At 39.3% G+C, this 22,026-nt stretch carries 13 protein-coding genes; 11 read left to right on the top strand and 2 right to left on the bottom strand.

Features of this window, described 5'->3' with window-relative positions:
• From JZO85_RS21780 to spx, 10 genes are all read left to right on the top strand, one after another.
• Positions 1-425: helix-turn-helix domain-containing protein (locus JZO85_RS21780; RefSeq protein WP_207110629.1), on the top strand; the 425-nt coding region annotated here is incomplete at its 5' end.
• A gap of 179 nt (positions 426-604) precedes the next feature.
• The gene (locus JZO85_RS21775) at positions 605-3,193 is read left to right on the top strand and encodes a sigma 54-interacting transcriptional regulator (RefSeq protein ID WP_207110628.1); all 2,589 of its coding nucleotides are present in this window, start codon (positions 605-607) and stop codon (positions 3,191-3,193) included.
• A gap of 132 nt (positions 3,194-3,325) precedes the next feature.
• Complete coding sequence (locus JZO85_RS21770; RefSeq protein ID WP_207110627.1) at positions 3,326-3,733, top strand: PTS sugar transporter subunit IIA; 408 nt, start codon at positions 3,326-3,328, stop codon at positions 3,731-3,733.
• Entirely contained in the window at positions 3,730-4,209 is a 480-nt protein-coding gene (locus JZO85_RS21765) for a PTS sugar transporter subunit IIB (protein WP_207110626.1), read from the top strand. The genes JZO85_RS21770 and JZO85_RS21765 overlap by 4 nt, the downstream gene beginning before the upstream one ends.
• Positions 4,210-4,229: 20 nt before the next feature.
• A complete protein-coding gene (locus JZO85_RS21760; RefSeq protein WP_207110625.1) occupies positions 4,230-4,994 on the top strand; it encodes a PTS mannose/fructose/sorbose/N-acetylgalactosamine transporter subunit IIC in 765 nt (254 codons plus the stop codon).
• Positions 4,987-5,802, top strand: coding sequence for a PTS system mannose/fructose/sorbose family transporter subunit IID (locus tag JZO85_RS21755; RefSeq protein ID WP_207110624.1), 816 nt, complete (start codon positions 4,987-4,989; stop codon positions 5,800-5,802). The genes JZO85_RS21760 and JZO85_RS21755 overlap by 8 nt, the downstream gene beginning before the upstream one ends.
• A 13-nt stretch (positions 5,803-5,815) precedes the next feature.
• Positions 5,816-6,586: an alpha/beta hydrolase gene (locus JZO85_RS21750; RefSeq protein ID WP_207110623.1), complete on the top strand. Its 771-nt coding sequence runs from the start codon at positions 5,816-5,818 to the stop codon at positions 6,584-6,586.
• Positions 6,586-6,933 carry a hypothetical protein gene (locus JZO85_RS21745; protein ID WP_207110622.1) on the top strand — a complete coding sequence of 116 codons (348 nt, stop codon included), beginning with the start codon at positions 6,586-6,588 and terminating at the stop codon, positions 6,931-6,933. Before JZO85_RS21750 ends, JZO85_RS21745 begins: the two co-directional genes overlap by 1 nt.
• 18 nt (positions 6,934-6,951) lie before the next feature.
• On the top strand, positions 6,952-7,752 hold the full coding sequence (locus JZO85_RS21740) for an SDR family oxidoreductase (protein ID WP_207110621.1): 801 nt from the start codon (positions 6,952-6,954) through the stop codon (positions 7,750-7,752).
• Between the two features lie 515 nt (positions 7,753-8,267).
• Positions 8,268-8,693, top strand: a complete 426-nt coding sequence (gene spx, locus JZO85_RS21735; protein WP_207110620.1) for a transcriptional regulator Spx — start codon at positions 8,268-8,270, stop codon at positions 8,691-8,693.
• 96 nt (positions 8,694-8,789) lie between these two features.
• On the opposite strand, the gene ahpF is transcribed toward spx, so the two are convergent.
• Both ahpF and ahpC read right to left on the bottom strand, forming a co-directional pair.
• Positions 8,790-10,322: an alkyl hydroperoxide reductase subunit F gene (gene ahpF / locus JZO85_RS21730; protein ID WP_207110619.1), complete on the bottom strand. Its 1,533-nt coding sequence runs from the start codon at positions 10,320-10,322 to the stop codon at positions 8,790-8,792.
• A gap of 9 nt (positions 10,323-10,331) precedes the next feature.
• Entirely contained in the window at positions 10,332-10,895 is a 564-nt protein-coding gene (gene ahpC / locus JZO85_RS21725; protein ID WP_207110618.1) for an alkyl hydroperoxide reductase subunit C, read from the bottom strand.
• 502 nt (positions 10,896-11,397) lie between these two features.
• On the opposite strand from ahpC, the gene JZO85_RS21720 reads away from it, so the two are divergent.
• Positions 11,398-21,333 carry a SpaA isopeptide-forming pilin-related protein gene (locus JZO85_RS21720; RefSeq protein ID WP_207110617.1) on the top strand — a complete coding sequence of 3,312 codons (9,936 nt, stop codon included), beginning with the start codon at positions 11,398-11,400 and terminating at the stop codon, positions 21,331-21,333.
• Positions 21,334-22,026: the final 693 nt, after the last annotated feature.

Genomic DNA, 22,026 nt, shown 5'->3' with positions numbered 1-22,026 from the left:
CTCAGCAAACCGATGATACCTTTGAGAATAGAAAGTTTATCCAATTATCCGATAAGGTCTCGCTTATTCGGCCAAGTGCGCTGCGGGAGAAACGACCGAACCCAGAAGAGAATTATCAATATTTAGAAGTCATCCATCATTTATCTCAAACGGAAATGAAGATTCTATCGATCCTGATCCATGCGGGCAGCAGTGTGGTGACACGTGAGACGATCTGTCATCAAATCTGGAATGAAGAGGTCAATAAGTCTCATCTTGCCTCCCTTTCCAGTACGATCACTCGCATCAAATCCAAGTTTGAAAACACGAGTCTGGCGAATAAAGCCATCCAAACCCTGTGGGGAAAAGGGTATCGGCTCAACCCAGAGCTGTTGGATCGCATTCAAAATAATGAAGCAATCAATAGAATTGTTTCTAATGGATAGAAATTAGCATTTATGATTCCTTCGTTTCAACATCATGCAAAGAAACTCTAGACAAACACCCGCGAACAACATCGCGGGTGTATTCGTGTTAATTAGTACGATGAAAAAAAGTACCAAATTTCTTCAACGCAGTGCTGTATAATTAAAGATGAATACGTACAAAGGGGAGGTGTTTGTTTATGAAAGCTGATACAAATAAGGAACGGCTCACGGCTTTTTTCTACGAGAAAAAGCAGACTTTTACAACTAAGCAGCTTACTCAGGAACTTGAGATTCCGCGACCAACTGTCAGTAAACTATTGAATGAATTGGTTCGTGAAGGACTTTTAGAGAAGAATGATAAGTACCCCATTTCCTATCAATTACGAGAGCCTAAAGTAGAAGATCATTGTTTTTCAGATGTGATTGGATATGACGGCAGTTTGTTAAAGCAAATTATCAGTTGCAAAAGTTCGGTAACCTATCCACCTAAGGGATTGCCTTTATTGATCTTGGGTGAAAGCGGAGTTGGGAAAAGCTTTTTAGCAGAACGGGTATTTAATTATGCTGTCAGCACAAATCAAATAGCTGAGGACGCGCCATTTAAAACGTTGAATTGTGCGGATTACGCTAGAAACGAAGAACTTCTATCAGCCGCACTTTTCGGCTATACAAAGGGGAGTTTTACAGGAGCTGATACGAATAGAACAGGAATTTTTGATGAGGCTAATGGAGGCTATCTTTTTCTAGATGAGGTTCATCGTCTGTCGCCAGTTGGACAGGAAAAGCTGTTTCGTTATTTAGACAAAGGTGTGATTTCAAGTTTAGGCTCTCAAAAGGAACGAGAAGTGGATGTACGGTTGATTTTTGCTACCACAGAACTTTCGTCCGTATTATTAGAAACGTTTATCCGGCGTATTCCCTTGTTGCTCAATTTACCTAGATATGCCGAGCGTCCAGTTGAAGAACGCTACCGCATTATCTACCAGCTTTTTGCTAAAGAGTGTCAAGCTATTGGACAAAATGTAGAGATTTCCAGCAATTTATACAATTTATTGATTATGTTTGATGGTAAAGGAAATATTGGAACATTAAAGAATATCATTCGAGTGTCATTGGCACGAGCAGTTCATGATCAAGCGGGCGAACAGTTAAGAGTCAGTACGCAGGAGGTTCCCAATGCTTATCGAATTCATCGTACGAACTACAGGTTTGTCCCTAAGGATATTTTGATCGAAAGCAGCAGCACTCATAGGTATGAGCAGCCTCTGGATAAGCTAAAAGCTTTTCCAGAAAAGAAACTTGAAGAACTAATTAGTTTATTAATTAAGCAAAATACGTTAGAGAACAATCAAAGAGAAGTTCGAGAAATGATTTTGGAATTAATGAAGGACATTGAGAAGTTTGAAGAAAGTCCGCATAATATGATCATTTTTCACTCACCAATTGGCAATATTTTGGAATATCTTGAATTGAATTATGGGTTTAAATTTAGTAAACGTCACGTCCTCTTTTTCTCAAAGATGCTGTCGCAGGTCGATCATCACCTAATTGACCATCTAGAAATAGAGAATCATCGAAAAGGACTTAGAGTAATTAAACGCAATTATTATAAAATTTACAAAATGTCTAAAGTGTTTGTCGAAATGATTCGGATCCATTTAGACATTGAATCATTAGGCGATTATTTCTTATTGGTCGCATTCTTTTATTTTTATTATCATGCCACTGCAAATCAGCAATTGCCATTTTTAGTAATCATATCTCATGGCGTTTCTACCGCTTCAAGTATTGCTAGTCTAGTCAATCAAGCCTATAGCCAATATATTTTTGAAGGCATCGACATGCCGTATAATGCAACCAAAGATCAAGTATTGCGTAAGTTGCGCAAAAGTTTGAAAAATATCGATACATCGAAAGGAATTTTAGTTTTAGTGGACATGGGTTCATTGATTGAGATTATCGATGATATTCAAGAGGAAGTCAGTGGAGAAATAGCTATCATGAACAATATCACCTCACAAGTTGCTTTAGAAGCAGCCAATCTGATCTTACAAAAAAAATCTATTGAAGAAACACTTCAGCATTTAGAAGAAAATGTTCAAGTCATCTCTAAATATGTACCTTCCAAAGAAAAAAATAGTTTGGTTATCGTCGCCTGCTCAACAGGAAAGGGAAGTGCATACAAAATTAGTAAGGTATTGAAAAAATGCTTTGTTAATGAAGGTGTTGTCTATCAGTGCAGTGATTTTCGAACCTTGACGCAACCCGAAGAAATGAAACGGCTGAAAGAAAAATACAAACGAATTCTGTTAATCACAACTTCAAAAAATCAAACTTCACAAGAAGGAATCACTTTGCAGGAACTCATTAACGATAAAGGTGAGCAGGCTCTTCGCAGCTTTTATAAGAATCAGATTACGGAAGGACAGCTTCAGCAAATTCTTGACCGTATCACTAAAGAGTTTACGTTGCGAAATCTGATCGAACAATTGACGATTTTGAACCCTGCGAAATTAATTGATGATGTCCAGGAATTTATTACTGCGATTGAGCTGGAGTTCGGAAAGGTTTATACGTCATCTGAGAAAAAAATACTGTTAATGCATGTCTCTATTATGATTGAACGACTCTTATTAGAAAATGAGCAACAAAAGTGTAATGCTCCTTCGGAAAAGTGTAATAGCATACAAGGTCAGATCGTAAAGAAAAAGCTAAGTGTAATTGAAGGAAAATACAATGTAAGAGTTCATGCGAAAGAGCTCAATTTATTATTGAATCTCTTGTAAAATTAAGCAGTGAAAACCCACTGTTTATACGAATTTATAAGCTGAGGGCCAAAATTGTGCTGCTTTTGATCCTCAGCTTTTTTTGGCACGAAACTTGCGTTTATTAAGAATGAAGGAAGGAGCGGAGAACATATGATAGGGATCATCGTGGCAACACACGGGAGGTATGGGGAAGAAATTATCAAAAGTGCGGAGTTTATTTTAGGGAACATACCATGGATAGAGGCCTGTTCCTTGCAACGAGAACAAAAGGCGGATCAGTTTATTTCCCTGATGAATCAAATGGTAAAAGAAATGGAGGAGCTAAATGGTGTGATCATCTTTTCTGATCTTTATGGCGGAACTCCCTCTAATCTATCCATGTTGGAAAACAAACACAGCAAGGTTCGAACGATCTCTGGATTAAATATGGCTATGTTGATTACTTGTGTGATGGAAAGGCAGACAATGGAATTAGATGAATTAGCAAATGTGGTGGTTAAGGAGGGCAAAGAAGGGATCAAATTAACGTCAGATTTGTTAAAGGAGGAGCGAGCATGATGGAAAATATCGTGATGTGCAGGATTGATTTTCGTTTAATTCATGGACAGGTAATCACCAAATGGCTGCGTTATTATCCTGCGAAAAAGGTCGTCATCGTTGATAATCTGCTGTCAGAAGATGATTTCATGGCAGAAATCTATAAAATGGCCGCACCGCAAGGATTGATTCTAGAAATATTAAATGAGCAAGAAGTGGAAAGTTATCTGGCACAGAATGAGGAGACCATTTTCTTATTGTTTAAAGATATTTCGACGGGCCATCGGTTTGTTAAAAAGGGTCATGTTTTACGAGAAATGGTAGTTGGCGGTGTTCCCAGTGAAGCGGGACGTAAGTTAGTTTTTAGTGGAGTCTATTTAGATCAGGCAGATTTTGAGCGACTAGTAGAAGTTGAACAAATGGGGACACAGGTCAGCTTTTCTTCTACACCTGATGATAAAAGTCTCAAGTTAGCATCGATTAAGGATTTGTTTTAACTAAGAAAGGAGGTAAGACCATGGATTTTCAAACATTATTAATGGCTTTCGTGATGGGATTTCTTTATTGGATCGCGAATGGATACTTTGGTTATACCTTATGGATGGGATTAGGAACACCTTTTGCTATGGGGTTATTTGCTGGATTAATCTACGGTGATATCACAACAGGAATTATTTTAGCCGGTAGTATCAAATTAATTTTTTTAGGAGTCATTGCACCGGGTGGACAATTGCCATCAGATGAAAATATTGCGGCAGCTTGTATTATTCCGATCGCGCTGAAAACAGGGATGTCGACAGAAGTTGCGTTAACATTGGCTATTCCTGTAGCTATGCTGGGAGCATTTCTGTACAACTTAAAAAAAATCGTCAATATCCGTTTTGTCAAAATGGCTGATGAGAGTGCTGAAGCAGTTGATTTGAAGGGCTTATGGCGAAGTGCTTTTACTTGGCCAATGCTCACGAACTTTGTACTATTTTTTACTCCTGTGTTTCTAGTCAATATTTTCGGAGAGAATGTCGTCAAACCAGTGTTGGCTATTATTCCCGAATGGCTGATGGGTGGTTTGGAGGTCGCGGGAGGAATTCTACCGGCGATTGGGTTTGCGATGATCATGATTATGATCGGGAAAAAACAGTATATTCCATTCTTTATTATTGGCTATTTCGTGACGGTGGTCTCTCAATTGAATGTTTTAGTGTCGATTATTTTAGCTATCTCAATCGCATGTATCATTATCTTCTTGAAACGAGAATTAAGGGAGGGCGAGCCGAATGTCTAAAACAGAAGTAGAGAAACCTGCAGTGATTAGTAAACGTGATCTCGATTATGCCTATTTGAGATGGTGGATGTTATCAGAAATCAGCGCGAACTATGAACGTATGCAGGCGATTGCTTATTGTGCCAGTATGGCACCAATTTTGCGTAAGCTATATCCGAATGACGATGATTTGCGTGATTCTTTGAAACGACATTTGATTTTCTTTAATACCGAAGCTACATGGGGATCGTTGATTTTTGGTAGTGTTGTCGCGATGGAAGAAGAAAAGGCGAAGGAAGAGAAGATTCCAGCCGAACTGATAACAAGCTATAAGACAGGATTGATGGGGACTCTAGCAGGAATTGGGGATACGATTGATCTGGCAACCATCTATACTTTAGTGACCGCAGGCTGTGCCAGTATTGCAGTAAAAGGCAGTATCTGGGCACCAATATTAATGATGGTGTTAGCTGTTTTTATGTATTTTGAAGGACATGTTTTCAATCGCATCGGCTATAAATATGGAAAGAACTCAGTGAAGAACGTTTTGTCATCAGGTCTATTAAAAGAAGCGGTAGATGGCGCAAATATCGTGGGTCTCTTCATGATTGGCTGCCTGTCTTCCAATTTGATTACACTGAATTCTAGTTTTAAAGCAGGAACTTTTGTCCTGCAAGAGACTTTGGATTCAATCCTGCCAGGATTATTACCCATCAGTGCCTTCTTCCTTGTTTACTTCTTGATGACTAAAGCAAAGCTGTCTGCTTCAAAAGTAGTTCTTTTGATTTTGGCAGTTTCGATTTTAGGTTCATTGATTGGGCTTTTCTAGAGGAGATAGACAAATGGGGATTTTAACGATTAGTTTTTACTCGCTCACATTGCAACGCGCGGCTGATTTCATCTTAGTAACACCTAAGTATGTGGATCGGCCGCTTCAGCACTTAAAGCCCATTTATTTGCTGCATGGCGGCGGAGATGATCATACCAAATGGGTGCGTAGGACACCATTAGAACGGTATGCAACAGAACAAAATGTTTTTTTCGTCTTGCCTGAAGGAGGGTTAAATTATTATCGCAACGTCAAAGGAAAAGAGCCTTGTCAAAATCATATTTTTAAAGAACTCCCTCTTTTTTTAGAAACTCAGTTCGGAGTAAAAAATCATCAAAAGATTTTAGCGGGATTATCTATGGGAGGATATGGTGCTTGTCGCGAAGGCCTACTTCATCCTAAAGAATATATTGCAATCGGCAGTTTTTCTGGTGACCTGAATATTCTTGACAGTATGCGGAATCAAGAACAGCAGACGAAGGTCTGGAATCAAAGAAGATACGAATTTGTTTTTGGTACATTCGAAATGTTCGAAAGAAGTGATCGAAATCTCGCCAATCTACTAGAGACTACACGTTCAGTTCCTGAGACATTTTATTATCTCACTTGTGGGACAGAGGATGCATTTTTTCACAGCAATCAATGGTTTAATCAACAGGCTAAGAATCGATTAGAGTTGCAGTTTGAATCATGGGCAGGAGGACATGATTGGTTCTTTTGGAATGAGAGTTTACAGAGATTTTTGACTCTCTTGAAGGCTGCTGGGAAACTGGAGGTGGTATAATGATTGGATTGGATTATTATTTCTATTCTGACTATCTAGAAAAAGATATGCGCAGTTTGGCCTTCTATCTAGAAAAAGAGTCGATAACAAGAATTCTTTGTCTAATCTTGCCTAAAGAGGAAACAATTAACTCTTTTCTATACAGTGGAAAATTAGGAAGTCAGCCAGACTTACTTGAACAGACGTTGCTATTGATACCGGACGCAAACGAATTTTATTATGCAGAGACAGGCTATCAGGCGCATTATCTTGAATTTGCAAAACATGAGTTGAATCAGATATTTCAAAACATTTTTGGGTCAGATGAAACACTTGAGGTGGTTATCAAAAGATGGCAGTCGATATAGAAAAAAGGAGTGAGAAGGATGCCCGATTGGCTGGAGCTTTCAGGAAAGAGTGTGATTGTGACTGGTGGTTCCTCTGGTATTGGACTAGCAATTGTCAAAAATTTATTAGATCAAGGAGCATATGTTACTAATGCAGATCTTAAAAATGGGGACTTCAACCATGAAAATTTGCTCTTTGTTCAAACAGATATAGGATCGAAAACCGAAATAGAAGAAATGGTGACGATTGCTTTAAAAAAATGGCAGACGATTGACGCTCTAGTAAATAATGCTGGAATAAATTTACCAGCGTTAATGGTAGATAGTATTCTAGCAGCTGAAAAAAAAGAAATGACTGAAGCTTATTTTGACAAGATGGTTAGCGTCAATCAAAAAGGTGTCTTTTTAGCATCACAGGCGGTAAGTAGAGTGTTGATCACTAAAAAGAGCGGCGTGATTTTGAACGTTTCTTCAGAAGCTGGGTTAGAAGGTTCTGAGGGCCAGAGTGTCTATGCAGCTACGAAAGCAGCGGTCAATAGTTTTACTCGATCTTGGGCAAAGGAGTGGGGACGCTATGGAATTAGAGTTGTCGGAGTGGCGCCGGGTATTTTGGAGGAGACGGGGCTTCGAACGATAGAGTATGAGACGGCTTTAGCCTATACTCGAAATCTATCGGTGGAGGAGCTGCGCAGTGGGTATTCTAGTGCAAAGACCATTCCGCTAGGCCGTAGTGGAAGACTAAATGAGGTTGCTGATCTGGTGTCCTATTTGTTGTCAGATCGCGCTAGCTATATCAGTGGCGTCACTATTAATATTGCTGGCGGAAAAACGAGAGGATAAAAGAGTAGTTGACTAGGAAAACCTTCTTAGTCAACTTTTTCTATTGTCTAAATAGATTTTAAAATTGCTAAAAAGCCTCGTCGATTCTTTTGTATCAGAGAAATCACCAGATTTTGTTAGTAAGTTTTTATTTTATCTAGGAATAAAGAAAGTGAACCGAAATTTCATCGAAAATATAATTTTTATGATAATTTATTCACAACCATTTTTGTTTTTTCTAGAGAAATTATTGATAATCTACGCAGGTAAAACATTAAACCTGTTATACAGTTATCAACCTTTAGGCCTTTAAAAGCTTGATAACTCGATGATTTACTCAAATTGGCATAGACAACTCCTCCTTAATAATTATCATTTTATGTTATAAAAAGAACGGTATTGAAGGGTTTAAGTGTCTTTTTAGGAGACTTTTGCTAATGATTTATTTAACAAGTCTATAAAATTGTTGTATCGTTAGATGTGTAGAATAACTCATGTTATTAATTTAAATGAAAGAACAGAAAGGTGTATGTAAAATGATTAAATTGTATACGTCAGCAAGTTGTACCTCATGTCGAAAGGCTAAGGCTTGGTTAAAAGAAAATGGATTGGCTTTTGAAGAAAGAAATATTATGTCGAAGCCTTTAACAAAAGAAGAAATTACGGAAATTCTTTCGAAAACTGAAACAGGAACGGATGAAATCATTTCAACACGTTCTAAAGTTTATGAAAAATTAGCCATTGATTTTGATGAATTATCATTGAGTGAATTGGTGGAGGTAATCGAAGAACATCCAAGTTTATTGAGACGCCCAATTCTTTTTGATGAAACAAGATTTCAGGTTGGCTACAATGAAGATGAGATCCATCAATTTATTCCACGAGAAGTTCGCAGAGTGACTTCGAAAAAAATGTCCAGCTTTTTACTATATTTGGATCTACAGAAAGAAAGTCTTGCATAATGGATAAGTCGCATGACTGTCTCATGCAAAAGCATAAAGAGAAAATCCCTATCCAGTTTCCTTCTATTAAATAGAAGAACTGAATAGGGATTATTTTTATGTTTGACGAATCAAATAATCAAAGGCTCCTAGAGCGGCAGTAGCACCTGCCCCCATAGAGATGATGATTTGCTTATAGGCACTGTCAGTACAGTCGCCCGCCGCAAAAATCCCTTCTACATTGGTCGCTCCATGCTTGTCGGTAAGAATTTCCCCGCGATCACTCAAAGCTACTGTGTCGGATAACCATTCAGTATTTGGCATTAATCCGATCAAAATGAAGACACCTTCGACATTCAGTGTATGTTCTTCATTTGTAAGGCGATCGGTATAAGTCAAAGCTTCTACGTGCGATGAACCAGTGATCTCTTTTGTTGCGGCATTCGTAATTACTGTGACATTGGAAAGCGAATAAAGTTTCTTTTGTAAGACTTGATCGGCTTTCAGTTCTGGTAGAAATTCCAAAACATAAATATGCTTAGCCAAACCGGCTAAATCGATCGCCGCTTCAATACCAGAGTTTCCGCCGCCAACGACAACAACTTCTTTATCTTTGAATAAAGGTCCGTCGCAGTGTGGGCAATAAGCGATCCCTTTGTTCTTGAATTCTTTTTCTCCAGGAACATTGATTGCCCGCCAGCGTGCACCAGTGGATAAGATCGCAGTTTTCGCTTTCAGTTGCGCACCATTTTCCAATTCAACTTCAATCAAGTCATTTTTTTGGATTGATTTGGCACGTTGTCCTTTCATGATGTCTACGTCGTATTGCTTCACATGTTCCTCTACTTGGCGCATTAATTGCGGACCTTCCACGTAAGGTGTGCCAATCACGTTTTCGATACCTAACGTTTCCAGCACCTGACCACCAAAAGTTTCTACGACCATTCCAGTTTTGATCCCTTTACGAGCAGCATAGATAGCTGAACTTGCACCAGCAGGTCCGCCGCCGATCACTAGAACATCAAAGGTTTCTTTGTCGGCGAATTCATCTGCGCTCATTGGACCGCTGACTTTTTCGACGATTTGTTCGATTGTCATTCGGCCGCTATCGAATTCTTCATCGTTTAGAAAAACAGTAGGAACGGCCATTACTTGTTTTTCATCGATTTCAGCTTGGTACATACCGCCTTCGATCATTGTGTGAGAAATTTTTGGATTAATCACAGACATGATGTTCAATGCTTGAACGACATCCGGACAGTTATGGCAAGTCAAACTGACATACGTTTCAAAAGTCAATGTACGATCGATGGATTTGATCTGTTGAATCATATTGTCTTCAATTTTCGGTGCTCGTCCGCCAACTTGCAGCAAAGCGAGAATAAATGAAGTAAATTCATGCCCCATCGGTAAGCCAGCGAAAATGATTCCACTAGACTCTGCACCTTGTTTGTTGATTTCAAAACTTGGTGTACGCTTCAGTTTTTTTGCTTCAATAGAAATTTTAGCGTCCATTTCTGCCACTTCGGTCAGAAAATCTTCTACTTTTTTTGAATCATCAGATTCGTCTAAACTAGCAGAAAAGACGATTTCTGATTCTAATAAAGCTAGATATTGCTGCAGTTGTTCTTTCGTTTCGTTATCTAACATATGCGCTCCTTAAATCTTGCCGACTAAGTCAAAACTTGGTTTTAGCGTTTCGCCGTCTTCTTTCCATTTAGCAGGACAAACTTCACCTGGATGTGTGCGAACATATTGCGCAGCACGGATCTTATCGATCAAGCTGCTGGCATCACGACCAATGCCGTCTGCGTTGATTTCCATTGCCTGTACGATTCCATCTGGATCGATAATAAAGGTTCCGCGTTGTGCTAAACCTGATTCTTCATCTAAAACATCAAAGATACGAGAGATATGATGAGAAGGATCACCGATCATCGTGTAATTAATTTTTCCGATAGCATCTGAAGTGTCATGCCATGCTTTGTGAGTAAAATGAGTGTCAGTCGAACAAGAATAAACTTCTACGCCTAACTCCTGTAATTTTTCATATTGGTCTTGTAAATCCTCTAATTCTGTTGGACAAACGAACGTAAAATCGGCTGGATAAAAACAAACGATCGACCATTTGCCTTGTAAAACTTCTTCAGAAACCTCGATAAATTTTCCTTGACGATAGGCTTGCGCTTGAAACTCTTCAACTTGTTTTCCAATTAATGACATGAATGTACCCTCCTGATTAATATTGAGAAAGCTTTCTCTTAATTGATAAAAGGAAATCTGGAAAAACTGAACTCGATCTCCTCTTATTTAAAATTATTATAAACAAAAAACGATTGTATTGTAAATGACTTTTTGCCAAAATGTCGAAACTATTTCTTCAAAATAGCAAAAAAAATTTAGGAAAAGGGGTTATTGACTGAACGATATTGAATTAGTCGGAATGAGAATTAAATCTTGATGATTGCGAAAGAAATAGTGTGGGAAGGATTAAAAAGAGTGTCCATAGTTTCTATATCGTAAAATAAAACGTTTAGGAAGTGAATTGATAAATAGTAATATTTGTACGGACTCATTTTATCGGACTAAGAGACATTTTATTGATGAATTCAAGAGCTATTATTTGTAAAGAAAAAATAATAATCGCATAATGTGAATACTAGTTATCTATTTATGATTTAAGATTCACAAATGTTGATTAAAGAATTTGAAAGGTGGGGATGGTATGAAAAAATGGATCAACACCGTCATGCTGCTCAGCTTACTGGGGAGTTTTGCTTCGCCAGTGATAGGTGTCGCCGTTGATACTACAGAGGAAACGACAAATATTCCGACTAGTGAGGGTTCAACGATCAGCTCGATATCAAACGATCCACAAAGCAGCATATCGACCGATTCAACTCTGATACCTGAGAAAACTGAGAGTACGGATAAATCTATTGAAAATACAAATACTTTGTCCTTTGACAAAGTTAGTGAATTTATTGACAAAGATATTAGTAAGGACCAATACTCAATGAATTTAGCAGGCGTGATCACTAGCTCTGCAGAAAATGACCAGCCAGTGAGATTTGAAATGACTAAATCTTTCATACCGGAAGACAATAAGGAAGAGAAGGTCATTTTGAATGAACAAAAGGCACCAATCGGCAAGTATACAGTCGACGCAACGGGAACGCGTACAGAGTATACATTGAACTTTAACAAATTGTCTAAAGGGGAAAATCATTTTCGCTTGATTCTCTTAGGAACGATTGCTCGCGGACCAGATAAAACGACTGATTTTTATCAAAACGATAAAAAGATTTTTCAATTATCTCTGCCTGATGTGAAGGAATCTAGCGATAATACCAATGAGTCAACGGTTAAATCAGAATCAGAAAAGGATTCTAGCTATGAGACTTCAGAGAGCGATGCATCACAAGAAATGACAACTGAAGAAAAACAATCAACGAAGGATCGTTCAAAGGAATCGGTGAAGAAAGCAACTACGGTCAAAGAACAAGCAAAAGCAGCAGAAGTTCCACGAGCTGCTGGACCAATTGATGATTTGTTTGCACAGTTTGCACCGGGCGACAACTTCGTGACAGACAGCAATTTGAATTTTACTCCTAATCCTCCGACGATCCATTCGACAGTTGATTTTCATTTAGACTTCGAAATTCCAGAGGCTGTTCGAACAGAAATGGTTCCTGGAGATTATTATGAGATGGATTTTCCACACGGATTATCAATTACTCCACCATCTCCTCATGGAAATCTGACAGATAGCGATGGTTTGATTTACGGAACCTATGTTTTTGACGCTGCGACCCAAAAATTACGGATCACCTTCACTAAGCAAGAAGGGGAAGCGTTTTTGCCGCCAGAGAATGGATCGGTTACAGCTGATGTTCACTTTGACACACAAGTAATTACTCAACCCGGGAAAACAACGATTGTTTATCCAAGTAAAACGAATATTCCGCCGGCAACAATTACTATCAAACCGACTGTGGGGACTTCTATCAGCAAAGCGGGACACACCGATACACCGAATAATCCAAGTAAGGTGACTTGGACTGTCGATTTCAATAAAGATTTTTCGGAATTGACAAATCCCTCAATAACAGAACAGTTTCCAGATCAAGTGACATTCAATCAAGCAGATACGGGAGCAGTCACTATTTATCCTTTGAATGTTGATTTTAACGGGAATGTAACAGGAATCGGGCAAACACCAGTGGATCCAAATACCTATACAGTTGGAAACGATGGCTCGATCCAATTTAAAACAAAGCTAGATAGACCTTATCGTATCGTCTATTCCACGACGATCAAGGATTCAGCGAAGCCGGTAAATGGCGGACAAGTGACAGCAACGAACAATGTGAACTTAAAAGCAGATTCGACCGATTTGAATGCCTCAGCTTCAGTAACCTTGAATTATAAAAAAGCATTGGAAAAGGCACAAACTGGTTATGATCGCATTGGACAAGTATACAGCTGGCAGATTCGTTACAATTATGGACAAAAGGAATTAGCCGATGACACGATTATCTCTGACACTTATACGAATATGGATATCGTTCCGGATAGTTTTAATGTCTATACTGTTACCTTTGATAGCAAGGGGAATCCAGTAAGAGGAACCCCCCTTGATCCAGCTGATTACACTATCGATACCACGACGAATCCTTTTACCATTACGTTTAAAAATAATGTTCAAGCAGGCAAGGCAATCAATATCGACTATAAAACGAAGGTAAATAAGATTGTTTCAGGATCAGCCAGTGATCCTGTAGTGGTTAGCAACCAAGCAAAAACCGATAATTTACCGCCAACAACAAGCAATCATTACACACCGAGTCAACAGGTCGTGATCAAAAATAAACCGACCATTGATGTTGGTACAAAGACTGCTCGCTACTTAATAGATATTAATAAGAACAAGTACGAAATGGATAATGCCCTGTTCACTGATACGATGGAGCACTCTCAAGAAGGATATATCAGCGTACCAGTGAAGGTAAAGAGTCCTAATGGCAACGACGATGCAGGCGTAATCATTCGTGATGTTTCCGATAGAAATAAAATATTGACTGGAGCCTTTCAATTGTTAGGCACGAATGGTGAAGATATTGGCACGATTGGTGATGTCGCTACTGCTGATTATGTTGTCACTGTAAACGTAACAGCAGATAGAAAAGGGTATACGAATTTTACCGTGAAATTCCAGAATGGGTATAAGCAAACGAATCACCAATTCCAGATGGAATACTACATTGCCTATAATCAATTCCGAGACGATGTCCCAAATCCGAATACCAGTGTTGATTATCAAAATACGATGAAGGGCAATTTTACAAATAATGGAAAACCGTATGATTCCTCTAGTTCAACCGATTTTAAAACGAGTACTCAAGAAGTCAATCAAGGGATGAAATCCGGCAGCTACAATCCAGCAACCAAGGAGATTACTTGGACAATTGTTACAAACTATAATGATCTAGGCATGTCAGCATTCCATTTCAGAGACCCAATTACAGGGAATCAAGTCTACGAACCAGATTCATTGACGCTCACACGTGGAACGATAAATCAGAGCGGAAATTTCCAGCCAACCACAGATAGTAATTATAGTGGCAATCAGAAAGATAAATCCTATGTAAAAATAATCGATCCGCAGCCAACTGGTGAAAATGAGCAAGGCACATTAGAAATGCAGATTGGTGACAACGGAAACTATATCCCAGGATGGGACGTTACTGGTACGCCAATGGTTTTCCGAATTCAATTCAAAACGTCATTAAAAGACAAAATCGTGTACAATCAATCCACGTATGCCAATACTGCATTTGTGAAAATTGATGGTGTCGAACAACAACTTCCTGCTTCCGTGTCTATTGCATTTGGCGGACAATCGGCAGTGAAGGATGGTAAGTACAATACACAAACAGGACTAATTAATTGGAGTCTAGATATTAATCCTAATCAATCGTTGCTATCGAATGTAAAAATACAAGATACACCAAGTTCAAATCAAATCTTGCAAGAAAGCTTTAAATTGTATACTGGAAAATATGCAGGCTCTGGAAGCTCGACGACAGTCCAACCGGATCAAGAGGTTCCAGCTGATCAATACAAGGTCGTAGTGACCACTGATCCAGAAACGGGTCAGCAGAGCTTTACGGTAGATATGTCTGGTATAAAAGAAAAATCAGATCCTAATAATGAGGGCGGCTATTTAACTGGAGTGATCGAAAAACCATATGTTTTAACCTATGATACTGAGCCCAACTTCACTTCAAAAACGGAGTCGGTGACGAATAGTGCGTCGATCTCAAGTGAAGGAAAAGAATTGCCGGGCAAAGATACACAGAAAAACATCACGGTCACTATTCAAGATTCAAGTGGTACGGCTTATGGCTCAAAAGGCAAGATCAACATTCAAAAAGTAGATAAAAATAGCAGTATTGTTAAAGGAGCGGTATTACAGCTTTTAAGAAAAAATACAAAAACGAATAAGACTGATATTCTCTATCAGGCAACGACAGATAGTCAAGGAAGAGTGACCTTTGGGAACTTGATTGCAACAAGCTCGACTTATGAATATTACGTTAAAGAAGTTTCGGCACCGGACGGCTATACGATTTCACCCGATTTATTAAATGGGAAGAAAGTTTCGGTAAGTACCAGCAGCGATGCCCCGATTACTCAGATTGAGAATGAGCCTGTAAAGGTACTCTTTAACAAAAAAAATAACGCTGGACGAAACATTGCTGGCGGGCTATTCAATTTGTTTATAAATAGCGGGACCAGTGCTGCGCCAAACTACACCCTTCTCAAATTACTCGAACCTACAAATCAGGGAGTGGATCTCTCTGGCTTGGGGGATGGTCAATACCGCATTCAAGAAGTGATTGCTCCTGATGGATATCAAATCAATCAAACATTTATCAATTTTGAAATAAAGAAAAATGCGGATAATTCTCGTAGTGTCTTTGTGAATAATCAGCCGGTCTCTAACGGTGTATTAGAAATGAAGGACTATCAAGGTTCAGCTGTGTTGAAGAAAACCGATGAATCGGGTAAAAATCTAGCTGGTGCCAAATTCAATCTGCAACGTGCGAATATAAATTCAAATGACTACAGTGATTTTGGTGATCAGAGCACTTATGTTACCAATAGTAATGGACAACTGAATCTAACGAATTTAGCACCAGGAAAATACAAATTGAAGGAAAGTGCTGCGCCAACTGGTTACTATTCTAATAGTAAGGAATTTACCTTTGCGATTGATCCAGTTTCTACTGGTAACCAAGCACCAACAACAATTCAGCTAAATGATGGTCAAGCATTGATTGATTATCAGGGCTCTGCTCGATTTAAAAAAGTCGATGGACGTGACTTTAGTAAAGGAAAAGAGACACCGCTTGCTGGTGCGCGTTTCCAACTGTATACCGCCGATGGGAAGACATCGATTGGCGATACCGTGACGTCAAATTCAGAAGGGTACTTTACTTTCACGAATTTAGCACCAGGAACAACGTATGCGATTAAAGAAACACAAGCGCCAGATGGCTATTTGATCAATCAACAATTGGTTCGTTTTACAACACCCTTGTCAAACAGCGAAGACAACAGTGCAATTACCATTGACAATGCTGAGCAAAAATTAGTCGTAGACGAAAAAACACCGTTTAAAAACTACAAAGAAGGGGTTCGTTTCCAAAAAATTGACGCCAGTGGACAGGGATTAGGTGGAGCCAAGTATCAATTAATGATGCAACGGAGTGGTCAATGGGTTCCCGTGACGGATTCTGCTAATGGTGCAAGCAGCGATGGCTTCTTCACTTCGGATGCATTAGATGGAAATGTGCGTGCTTTTGAGTTATCCCCAGGAAACTATAAGTTTGTGGAAAAAGCTGCACCAAACGGCTATCTCTTGAATACGAAGGAAATACCTTTTGTCGTACAGACTCAAGCTGAAAGTGATCCGCCTGTGTATGATATCCCAATCACTGGTGATGCGAACGTCAACTTCAAAGGATCGGCACAGCTCTATAAGGAGGCAGAGAATGCTTCAGGCGATGGATTCAGTAAACTATCAGGCGCTACTTTTGATGTTTACACAGATGCTGCTACACCAGAAAAGGTGACGACGGATAGTCTCAAATCAGACACTGACGGAAATGTGACGATCACTGATTTGGCACCAGGTAATTATTATTTCCAAGAAGTTTCAAACAGCAACAACTATTTAGTGAATACTCAAAAAATCAAATTTACGATTCCAACCAATGCGGCTGGAAAACCGACAGTTGTAACGACAAATGATCAAACAGCACCTGGTGGTAAAATGACTTTGCGCAACTATCTAGGTGCGGTCGAGTTAACGAAAGTCGATAAAGACAACCAGCCGTTGAGAGCTGCGGAATTCACTGTTTATGATAATGACAATAAAGCAGTCGGAACCGGTGTTTCGGGAGCAGACGGAAAAGTAACGATCAATAAACTAGCACCCGGCGATTACACGATCAAAGAAACCAAAGCGCCAGCAGGGTATTTGATCAATAATAAAGTGATTCACTTTACGATTTCAAATTCAGCGAATGGTCAGCCGCAAACAGTCACGATCCCTGATGATTTCATCGATTATCAAGGGTCAGTCAAGCTGATTAAAACAGATAGCGATGATCGTCCATTAGCTGGTGCGAAGTTCCAATTGCTAGACAGTGAGTCTCGTCCAGTTGGTGGTATAGTGACTGCAAACGGAAACGGGGAAGTTGTCTTCAATAATCTGGCACCAGGTGATTACACCTTCAAGGAAGTCGCTGCACCATCAGGGTATCTGCTGAATACAACAACAGTCCCGGTGACCGTACCCAAAAGTGCGGATGGACGACCTGCGGTGGTGACAGTGCAGGATCATTTTATCAACTACCAAGGAATCGTAGAATTAACGAAGACAGATGGTGGCGGCAAAGGATTAGCAGGTGCGAAATTTAAAGTCGTTGATGATCAAGGAAATGATGTGGCCGGTAAAACAGCAACGTCAAATGAGGACGGACTTGTTCGCGTGACTGGTTTAGCCCCCGGCAGCTATCGGTTCGTGGAGACAGAAGCTCCTGACAAAGGGAACGATGGCAAGTACATCATGACTAGCGACAACTTAGCTTTTGAGATTCCAACCGAAAGTAAAGGTCAGCCAACAGTTGTGAAGCTTGCAGATAAAGTGAAGAATTATCGTGGCATGATTCGCCTTCATAAGGTCGGAAATGACATTAATGACGATTCAAAAACAGTAGATCTTGCTGGAGCAGCGTTCTCACTTTATAAGAAAGCTGATTTCAGCGATGCAAATCCACTTAAGGTAATCTCAAATGCAAAAGGGATGGTCGAGTTTACTGACTTGGCACCAGGAACGTATTACGTGAAGGAAACTGCGGCACCAAATGGGTATCTCTTAAACACATTCCCATTAACTTTCGTCATTCCAGATCGTGTACCAGCAACAATGCCAATGACCGATGGACAAAATCATACCAATAAGATCGAAGACGGCACCTATGTTGTTGATGCTGGAGATTTCCATAATGCTCGTAAAGAAATTGAGCTGATGAAAACCGATGGTGAAATATCTGGCAATTTAGACTTGTCACAAGTTGTTTTTGCATTATACATCGATGATGGTTCAACAGATGGAAAATTAGTCAAAGACGCTTTGAAACCAGAATCCGACGGAACAATTGATTTAAGTAATTTGGCGTTAGAGGACGGCAGCTACAAATTAGTCGAAACTCAGACGGCATCAAACTATGTAATCAGCAGTCAGCCGATTTACTTTGTGGTTGATAATCAGCAAGTCAACGGTATGAAATTAGACCTAGAGAACTATCAAGCTTCTATTAAAGGAAGAAAAGTCACTGGTGATAAAAAACTTGCTGGAGCGGAATACGAACTTTTCAAATCGGAGGATTTAAGTACACCAATCGAAACAACAGATAAAGAAGGTGCTACGCAAACAACCATCAAGACAGATAGTTCTGGTGAATTCTATGCTAAGGGTTTAAGTGCGGGCGATTACGTTTTGAAAGAAACCAAAGCGCCAACAGGGTATATTCGTGATACGACCGAACACAAATTCACGATCTATCCACAAAAAGGAGAACCTGCAACAGTAGATTTAGGAGACTTTGAAAATTATCAAGGCACAGCGAAATTAACGAAGAAAGCGGAGTCTGGAAAATTATTATCAGATGCCCTCTTTGAAGTTCAAACGACTGCTGGTCAAACAGTGAAGGAAAACTTGAAGACCGATGAAAATGGCGAAGTCACTATTAAAGATCTTGAGCCTGGCGATTATCAATTCGTTGAAATCAAAGCACCAACAGGCTACCTGATCAATACAACACCCGTTCCATTTACGATCAATGAAACATCCGAAGGTAAACCAGCCGTAGTGATCGCAAGTGATAACTTCGTAAACTACCAAGGCTCCGCTCGCTTCCGTAAAACGGATGATGAGAATAAACCGTTGAAGAATGCAAAATTTGAAGTTCGTGACGATCAAGATGAAGTCGTAGGAGAAGCAAACTATTCAGACCAAGAAGGTTATGTCACAGCAACTGGACTAGCACCCGGCAGTTACAACTTTGTTGAAGTCAAAGCGCCAGACGGCTACCTGATCAATACAAGGAAGATTCCATTTACGATCGCATCAAAAGCGCCAGGCAAACCATCAGTAGTCGAGGCTTTAAGTGGTGATGACTTTATTGACTACAAGGGTTCTGCTGTACTGAAGAAGTCAGATGCTAATGGAACACCATTAGCCGGTGCAGTCTTTGATGTTGTAGATGCGAATGGAACGAAAATTGGCAATACACTCTCACCAAGTGATAAAGATGGTGCGGTTAGCGTTGATGGATTAGCGCCAGGCAGGTACTCATTTATAGAACAAAAGGCACCAGACGGTTATATCATTAATACTGATCCAGTACCATTTGAGATTCCAACGAGTGCTAAGGACGAACCACAACAGGTGAAAGCCAATGAAGGCAAAGTTTTTATTAACTATCAAGGTTCCGTCCAACTGAAAAAAGTCGCCTTTGATCGATCAGATTCTGATCAGGGATTAGCTGGAGCAACATTTATCGTGGAAGATGCTGATGGCAATCAAGTTGGAGATTCTAAGATAACTGGATCTGATGGGATTGTTACGTTCAATAAGCTAAAACCTGGTACGTACAATTTAGTTGAGACAGAAGCACCGGAAGGTTACTTGGTCAATAGTACAAAGATTCCATTTGAAATATCAGGAGATGCTTCAGGCGAACCTAAAACGGTCCTAGCAAACCATAATGAACCATTCAACAACTACAAAGGAACCTTCCAAATGGTCAAAGAATCTAAAGATGGCAAACGATTGAAGGGTGCTGAGTTTGATCTATACAAAGGCGATTCAACGATTCCAGAAAGACAAGGAACCACTGATGGTTCAGGAGTGCTGACTCTAGCTGGATTAGCCCCAGGTGACTATCATCTGAAGGAAAAAGTAGCGCCAAATGGCTATATCATTAATGAAACGCAGATAGACTTTATTATCAGTGGCACAGCAGAAGGTCAGCCAACAGTTGTTATGCCAAAAGAACCATTTATTAATTATCAAGGTTCAGCGAAGTTGATCAAGCAAGATATTGACGGACAACCACTAAAAGGTGCTGAATTTGAGGTTCTGGATAGTGAAAGGAATCGAGTTGGCGAAACGATTACATCGAATAAAGCTGGTGAAGTTGTTGTGGAAGGCTTAGCTCCTGGTGATTATGTATTTAAGGAAGTCAAAGCACCAGCCGGCTATGTTATCAATTCAACAGAAGTACCATTCACGATCAAGCAATCGACGGAGGATGGTAAACAGACTGCTACAATCAAAGATCCGTTAATTAATTACCAAGGTTCAGCGAAGATAATCAAGACCAATGAAGAAGGCAAAGGATTATCAGGTGCCATCTTTGAGTTGCGAACCAAGGCCGGTAAAATGGTTAAAAAAGATTTGACCACCGATGCCAAAGGCGAAATCAAGGTAGATCAATTAGCCCCAGGTGACTATCAATTCGTTGAAACCAAGGCACCAACAGGTTATATCGTGAATACGACGCCCGTTGATTTTACGATCAAAGAGAAAGAAAAGGGACAACCCAAAGAAATTTTGGCAAGCGATAAATTTATCAACTACCAAGGAAAAGTCGAATTAACGAAAGTTGATGCGGATAATAAGAATAAGGCTCTGGCAGATGCTGAATTCCAATTGCTAGATAAAGATCAGAGAGTTTTACAGGAAGGTCTTAAAACAAATGCTGCTGGGAAATTGGATGTGAATAAGCTGGCACCTGGAAACTATGCATTCAAGGAAACCAAAGCACCGACTGGCTATCAATTGTCAGAAACCCCTATCGAGTTCACGATTTCTGCAGCTCATAGCGGCAAACCAACACAGCTTAAAGTAATTGCTGAGAACAAAAAGGTTCCTAATCCAATCTATCCTCCTAACAAATCAACTGCATCAGGACATTGGTTCTATCCGAAAACAGGTGAAGAGAAAGGGATAGCGCTTCTCACTGTTGGGGTGATAATTATTCTTATCGTCATCGGTGTCACTTATTTGCGCAGGAGAAAATAGAACGATGGGACATTTTCATTCATCAATCATTTTATTTCGGAAGAATAAAGATAAAAATGAATAGATGATAATAGGTATGTAAAGGCGAAGTTGCTTTACATACCTATTTTTTGTCAATTTTGCTAAGAAACAAGAGGGGATACAGTAACGGTCTGTCATAAACTGCAAATAATTAACCCATATTTTTGATATTTTTTTCACAAAAAAGATTTTTGCGGCTAAACCCCTTTTTGAAAATTTCAATTAAAAAAAGGGGTTTGGTTTTTAATGAAGGAATGGTGCGAAGCATTGCTGGAATGCGTTATTCTAATTTATATGGAGGTGAAAAGAACCCTAAAAGAAGCCGTAATTGATAGCGTAAACAATTACGAAAAGTATTTTTCAATGATACTTTTGAAAACACTCAAAATACCTTAAAAATGATCGCTTTATAAGATATCAAGTATTTTATATACTTGTTATTTTATCGAGACAATCAGAATAGTCGCCTATTTCACACAAATGCATCGCCTAAAGTTTTTAATTTGCTGAAGTAAAGTGGAAAAAACACCATTCCGTTTATTTGAAACGGCAACAGTTTATCTTATTACCGGCAAAATAATCGCCCCCAACGATTATTTCCATATTATTTAAGTTTTATAAATTAATTGGGTTTCTTTTTATTAATATTAAATAAACGAAAAAATATAATCG

Origin of the sequence: Candidatus Enterococcus murrayae (assembly GCF_017315985.1) — a bacterium.
Classification (GTDB): Bacteria; Bacillota; Bacilli; order Lactobacillales; family Enterococcaceae; genus Enterococcus_A; species Enterococcus_A murrayae.
This window is presented reverse-complemented; position numbering and strand designations above follow the sequence as displayed.

What these genes read in the sequence shown, in the direction of transcription:
- JZO85_RS21750 (WP_207110623.1), top strand. Translation starts at nt 5,816, where the DNA reads ATGGGGATTTTAACGATTAGTTTTTACTCGCTCACATTGCAACGCGCG.
- spx (WP_207110620.1), top strand. Translation starts at nt 8,268, where the DNA reads ATGATTAAATTGTATACGTCAGCAAGTTGTACCTCATGTCGAAAGGCT.
- JZO85_RS21720 (WP_207110617.1), top strand. Translation starts at nt 11,398, where the DNA reads ATGAAAAAATGGATCAACACCGTCATGCTGCTCAGCTTACTGGGGAGT.
- JZO85_RS21760 (WP_207110625.1), top strand. Translation starts at nt 4,230, where the DNA reads ATGGATTTTCAAACATTATTAATGGCTTTCGTGATGGGATTTCTTTAT.
- JZO85_RS21745 (WP_207110622.1), top strand. Translation starts at nt 6,586, where the DNA reads ATGATTGGATTGGATTATTATTTCTATTCTGACTATCTAGAAAAAGAT.
- JZO85_RS21770 (WP_207110627.1), top strand. Translation starts at nt 3,326, where the DNA reads ATGATAGGGATCATCGTGGCAACACACGGGAGGTATGGGGAAGAAATT.
- JZO85_RS21755 (WP_207110624.1), top strand. Translation starts at nt 4,987, where the DNA reads ATGTCTAAAACAGAAGTAGAGAAACCTGCAGTGATTAGTAAACGTGAT.
- ahpF (WP_207110619.1), bottom strand. Translation starts at nt 10,322, where the DNA reads ATGTTAGATAACGAAACGAAAGAACAACTGCAGCAATATCTAGCTTTA.
- ahpC (WP_207110618.1), bottom strand. Translation starts at nt 10,895, where the DNA reads ATGTCATTAATTGGAAAACAAGTTGAAGAGTTTCAAGCGCAAGCCTAT.
- JZO85_RS21740 (WP_207110621.1), top strand. Translation starts at nt 6,952, where the DNA reads ATGCCCGATTGGCTGGAGCTTTCAGGAAAGAGTGTGATTGTGACTGGT.
- JZO85_RS21765 (WP_207110626.1), top strand. Translation starts at nt 3,730, where the DNA reads ATGATGGAAAATATCGTGATGTGCAGGATTGATTTTCGTTTAATTCAT.
- JZO85_RS21775 (WP_207110628.1), top strand. Translation starts at nt 605, where the DNA reads ATGAAAGCTGATACAAATAAGGAACGGCTCACGGCTTTTTTCTACGAG.